The 5208-nt window shown below is 28.1% G+C and carries 5 protein-coding genes; 3 read left to right on the top strand and 2 right to left on the bottom strand.

Annotated features, from left to right (window positions below; all coding sequences use genetic code 11):
• The first annotated feature begins 272 nt into the window (after nucleotides 1-272).
• The 3 genes from Q0C58_RS09765 to Q0C58_RS09755 all read left to right on the top strand — a co-directional run bounded on the left by Q0C58_RS09765 (nucleotide 273) and on the right by Q0C58_RS09755 (nucleotide 2934).
• Nucleotides 273-1043 carry a hypothetical protein gene (locus Q0C58_RS09765; RefSeq protein ID WP_290700715.1) on the top strand — a complete coding sequence of 257 codons (771 nt, stop codon included), beginning with the start codon at nucleotides 273-275 and terminating at the stop codon, nucleotides 1041-1043.
• Between the two features lie 263 nt (nucleotides 1044-1306).
• A complete protein-coding gene (locus Q0C58_RS09760; protein WP_290700713.1) occupies nucleotides 1307-1771 on the top strand; it encodes a hypothetical protein in 465 nt (154 codons plus the stop codon).
• Between the two features lie 2 nt (nucleotides 1772-1773).
• Nucleotides 1774-2934, top strand: coding sequence for a hypothetical protein (locus Q0C58_RS09755; protein ID WP_290700710.1), 1161 nt, complete (start codon nucleotides 1774-1776; stop codon nucleotides 2932-2934).
• Between the two features lie 118 nt (nucleotides 2935-3052).
• Here the strand turns inward: Q0C58_RS09755 and Q0C58_RS09750 are convergent, their stop codons facing one another.
• Nucleotides 3053-4711 carry a S8 family serine peptidase gene (locus Q0C58_RS09750; RefSeq protein WP_290700707.1) on the bottom strand — a complete coding sequence of 553 codons (1659 nt, stop codon included), beginning with the start codon at nucleotides 4709-4711 and terminating at the stop codon, nucleotides 3053-3055.
• Between the two features lie 179 nt (nucleotides 4712-4890).
• Nucleotides 4891-5208, bottom strand: a 318-nt coding sequence (locus Q0C58_RS09745) for a S8 family serine peptidase (RefSeq protein ID WP_290700704.1), incomplete at its 5' end; no start/stop codon positions are given.

Genomic DNA, 5208 nt, shown 5'->3' with positions numbered 1-5208 from the left:
TAGTTAATAATAAAAATAGAGAAAGCCTCTACTAGGTAAAGGCTCTCGTGGTTCGCTAAAACCGAAATAAACTTGCGTTTAAATCTTAACAAAGATACATAAATAATGTCATTTAGAGCATTCCGAATATATTTGGAGTCGAAGAATCTCACAATTTTAAATAAGATTAAATACAGGTTTGTTTTAAGAGTGTTAAGCTTATACACTTTAAAAAGCCGTGTTACACCGAAAAACGAATAGAGTAGGTAAATCTTATTTAAAATATAATAAAAATGAAAAATTTAAAAAATGTAATGTCATTTATTACCTTAGCTTTGGTGATGTTGGTAAGTTTTAATCTTGGTGCTCAGGAGAGGTTAACTTTTAAAGACTTTGAATATATTGGTCTAGAACACAATAATGAAGTCGAAAATATTTTTAACCAATTAAAATCTTCTAAAAACAATACAATAACAAAACTAGATGCTTCTCAAGCGATTAAAGAAGTTTTAGGTGATAGAATTTCTAAAGCTAAATTAGGGAGTAACAAATCAAACACAATTAATGTATTGTTAACCTCAATCCTAGAAGAGAATAACTCAACAATTCCAGAATATATGAATTCTTCTAAAAAGATGTCGAATGAATTAAATAAAGCATTTAATGACATTGATATAATTATAAAAAATTCGACAGATATTAAAGATTTTAATTCTAAAATTAACCGTTTTATTACTTCGCAACAAGTTGATTTGTTGGAAGATAATGATAAATATGTAGTGTACACTTTTGCGAGTACAATTTTATATAGTGTTGAATACTGGAATAGTAATTTAACTAAATGGAACGATTTAATTGGACGTAAAACACAAAATTCAAAAATTTGCTGGAGCTGTGCATGGGATTCAATTGTCGCAACTGCTGAAGCAGATGCTGTAGGTGCAGCAGCTGGTGCTATAGGCGCTTTAGCTGTAAACATCATTCCTGGCCTAGGTCAAGTTGCATATGGAACAGCAGTAGTTTCTACAGGTGTAGCTAACTCTGTTATTAGTATGTTCCCGTAATAAATCAATAAATAAATCAATAAATAAATCAAAAATTATGAAAAAAGTATTATTAAAATCAATTATCATTATTGTAATCATTGTTGGTGTAGTAAATTTGATAACATACCTTTTATTAGATAGACTATATTTAAAAGAGACAATAATTTCATCTGCAATTATTATCGGTTTAACTTTTTTTAATAATAAAAATAAAGAATAATTCTTGAATTAATAAATTAAAACAGTAGGATTTATTCCTGCTGTTTTATAATACCAAGAACATGAAAAAAATCATTTACATAGTTTTACTGTGCACAATTTCTATTGCTTTTTCTCAAGAAAAAAGAACAGAAAAAAGAACAGAAGAAAAAACAGCAATAAATACCGAATTAAAGTTTGGGAAATACACAGACTGTTTAAGACCTGGTGGTATTTGTACATTTAATGTAAATAGCAATAAGTCGCAAACAAACACAACAGCAACTTATAATAAAGATAATACAGTTACCTTAATTATAGACAGAACCAAAATAACTAAAGAAGACGAAGTTAAAATTTTTGGAAAGCAATTAGACGACGTTTTTAAGGTAAACGAATTAGTATTTGTAATGGACGAGAATTTTGTTCTTGAAAAAGAAATAAAATCTAGTTTAAAAACACCTGAGCAAGTTACAAAACTTGCTAAAGGTAATTACCCAATACAAATAACTAAAGAGACTATTACAATAACTATTAAATTAGAATAGACATGATACATCTTGCAAAATTTACAATATCTATTTTGCTTGTATTTGCTAGTGATTATTGTTATGCAAATAGCAAGCCTAATAAAACAATAGATACAATTGTTACAGAATTAATTACAGAAATTAATGCTATAACAGAAGTGTATACTATTAAAAATAAAGACACCTATAATGCATTAAGTACTATTTCAAAAAACTTAAAGCTTGAAAACACTACAGATGCTCTAGTATCTCTTTTAATAAAAAAAGAACAGCTTAAAGAAAAACTTAGACTTAGTGCACTATCCGAAGCTACTGACATTAGTAAAATACGCTACTTAAAAGGCTTACAGATTATTAAAATATTATATGAGAAAACACTAAGCTTAGACCATCATTTTTCTTCTGTAGCCACCTTTAATGAGATTAATAATTTAAGCAACCCAAACCATTATCCTGAGTTTGCAAAAATGAAAGATGTTATTAATAGTAAACAGGATAAAAAGGCTGGATTTAGTTTATCTAGTATTTTGGGAGACAACATTTATACGTCTGTATTACATTCTTTTGTATCGTTATTTAATACTACTAGTTCTAGTAAAGCAGAAAAGGAAGCAAGTTTAAAAGATGTAGAATGTATTTTAGACTTTACCTTGCGTATGCACAACGATTTAAATACCATCTATTTTGAAACTGCTTTTTTACAAAAAAGTAACGATAATATTATTAAAGAATTAGAGCAGTTATTTTTAGATTTTACAAAACCTATTAAATATAAAACACCTTTAAAAGAATGTAGAAATAGTGACGATTGGGATTTGGTGCGTGAAAACCTTAATGGTTATTTAGAAGAGTTAAATAAAGTAATTAATGACGATTCTCAACGTTACAAGGCACATAAAATGCAAATAAACTTAGAATTCCCAATCGATAGATTGTTACAATTTATTACGCAATATAATTCGCATATAGATCAAGGCGCAAAGTTTTACGAAAAATTTGGTATCATGCTAAATAGTTATGAAAACGAACAACAATGTGCTACTAAAATACCTTCTGAATATAAAACCTTGAAAGAAAACATAAAAACCAGTATCGATAAATTTAATACAGCATACAAACCTGTAGAAATAAACGGCAGTAAAATGAAACAAGTATTATATGGTATTAATGAATACGAATAGAATTCTGTTTAAGTAAAAACAACAACTTTTGTGTAAATGATTAATGTAAATTTAGTTCTCAAAAAACCATAAAAAAACCTCAACAATCGTTGAGGTTTTTTATAATCTATAAATTGAATTACTTAGATATTTGAGAAGCCATTAGTAACGCATTATAAGCGTTTACAATTTTCCCAGATTTAGAAAGCGTATTAAAAGGCACTTTTTCTTTCTCATCCTCATAAGAAGGTTTGTTAACCATAAGGTCTAGTGAAAGACCAGATTCCATAATAATAGTTTTAACCTCTGCAGCTGTTAAGTCTGGATAGTACGAAAAAATTAAAGCAGCTACTCCTGAGACAACAGCTGAGGATAATGATGTTCCTGAATCCGATGTCGTTTTGTTCCATGTTAAACAATTGATATTGGAACCTGGAGCAAAAATATCTACTTCATTTTTACCGTAATTAGAAAACCTACTTATCAATGTTGAATCTAATTTATGAGTAGTCGACCCAATTTTTAAAAAATTATTAGCATACTCTAATCCATTATCCATTCTATCGTTAGGATAGTCATAATCATTATCTAAATTTATATTATTGTTTCCAGCAGATGTTACTATTATTACATTTTTACTTTCTGCATATAATATAGCGTCTTTTACCCATTCTGGATGAAGAGAAAAGGCTTTACTAAAACTCATATTTATAACCTTAGCGCCATTATCTACCGCATAACGAATGGCTAAGGCAATATCTTTATCGTATTCATCTCCTGCTGTAGAAGTGTTTAAACACATAATTTTTACTGTGCTAGTAATAATACCTTTAACATCGTTATTATTTCTATTAGCAGCTATTACAGATGCCATTTCAGTGCCGTGAGGAAAATTAGCTATACCATTTACTTGATTATTTCCATAAGGAAAATCGTTTAAATCATTTGCATCATCTTTGGTATGGTATTTACCATTATGTTTTACGTTTAGGTTTTGGTTGATAATTTTTTGTTCACTGCTTTTTCCTCTATTTATAGTATAATCGTTAATATCATATTTTAAGTAATATTTCATGTATGAAATATACTTTTTCTCTTCCTCATCAATAACAATAGCATCTAAGGAGTCTAGCTGTGCTATACTATAGTTGTTATCAGAAAAATAACGGTTTAGAGTTTCTGTAGCTTTTTTATACTTTCCTTGTATTCTGTTATATTGAGCAAGATTACCTTTCCTGTATTCAAGTTCTTTGTTAAAAGCGACTATTGCTCTTTTGTAATTGTCAAAGTGTTTTTTTTCTATTTCTGGAATATTATTTCTGGAACTGTTTTTATATTTAGAATCATATTTTTCTATTACACGTGTAAATGCAAAGCTAGAAAATACAACGCTATCGTTTTCTTTGGTACCTATATAATTCCAACCATGTACATCATCAATATAGCCATTAGCATCATCATCAATTCCATTATCAGGTATTTCATTTTTATTAACCCAAATCTGCGGTTTTAAAGCCTTATTATTAATATTAATTTCAGAATCTAATACAGCAACAATAATAGTATCGGCTTTACGGTTTTTTAATAGTTCTATATATGCTCTTTCTAAACTAATACCAGGTAAGTTATCCTTTTTTGTATCTTTTAAATGCCAACTTTTTAAATCTTCTTCAGAAAAATCTTTAACATTTTTAAACGAAGTATTTGTTAAATTAATGGCATGATAAGATGGTTTACATGAATTTAAATTTAATAATAAAAGCGTTAAAAAGAATATAGAAATGTTTCGAAAAGGCATATAAAAACTTATTAATTTAAATTAATCAAAACAACAACTTCTACTTTACTTCTGAAAAGTATACTGTTTATTTTCTTTACATCGAAAAATAAAACGGAATTAAAACATAAAGTCACATTTATTCAAAAAAAAACCTCAACCATTAATTTGTTGAGGTTTTTTATAATCTATAAATTGAATTACTTAGAGATTTGAGAAGCCATAATTAACGCATTATAAGCATTTACCATTTTACCAGATTTAGTTAAATCTCCAAATGGTCTAACATCATCTCCATTTCCACCAACAGTAACTTTCGTGTTTATTGCTAATCCAGAATCCATAATAATTTGTTTTACTTGAGCAGCTTTTAATTTTGGATATTGAGACCAAACTAAAGCAGCAACACCAGCAACAGCAGGAGAAGCCATAGAGGTTCCACCAATAGTTTCATATTTATTCTCAGGGAATGTAGAATATATTTGAGCTCCAGGAGCAAATACATCTACATTTTTCTT

The sequence above is a fragment of the Lacinutrix sp. genome (assembly GCF_023299985.1).
In the GTDB taxonomy this organism is placed as follows: domain Bacteria; phylum Bacteroidota; class Bacteroidia; order Flavobacteriales; family Flavobacteriaceae; genus Lacinutrix.
The sequence above is the reverse complement of the archived record's forward strand: the minus strand, read 5'-3'. Positions and strand labels throughout refer to the sequence as shown.

Excerpts from the sequence above, each read along its gene's own strand:
- Q0C58_RS09750 (WP_290700707.1), bottom strand. The coding sequence starts at position 4,711 with ATGCCTTTTCGAAACATTTCTATATTCTTTTTAACGCTTTTATTATTA.
- Q0C58_RS09765 (WP_290700715.1), top strand. The coding sequence starts at position 273 with ATGAAAAATTTAAAAAATGTAATGTCATTTATTACCTTAGCTTTGGTG.
- Q0C58_RS09760 (WP_290700713.1), top strand. The coding sequence starts at position 1,307 with ATGAAAAAAATCATTTACATAGTTTTACTGTGCACAATTTCTATTGCT.
- Q0C58_RS09755 (WP_290700710.1), top strand. The coding sequence starts at position 1,774 with ATGATACATCTTGCAAAATTTACAATATCTATTTTGCTTGTATTTGCT.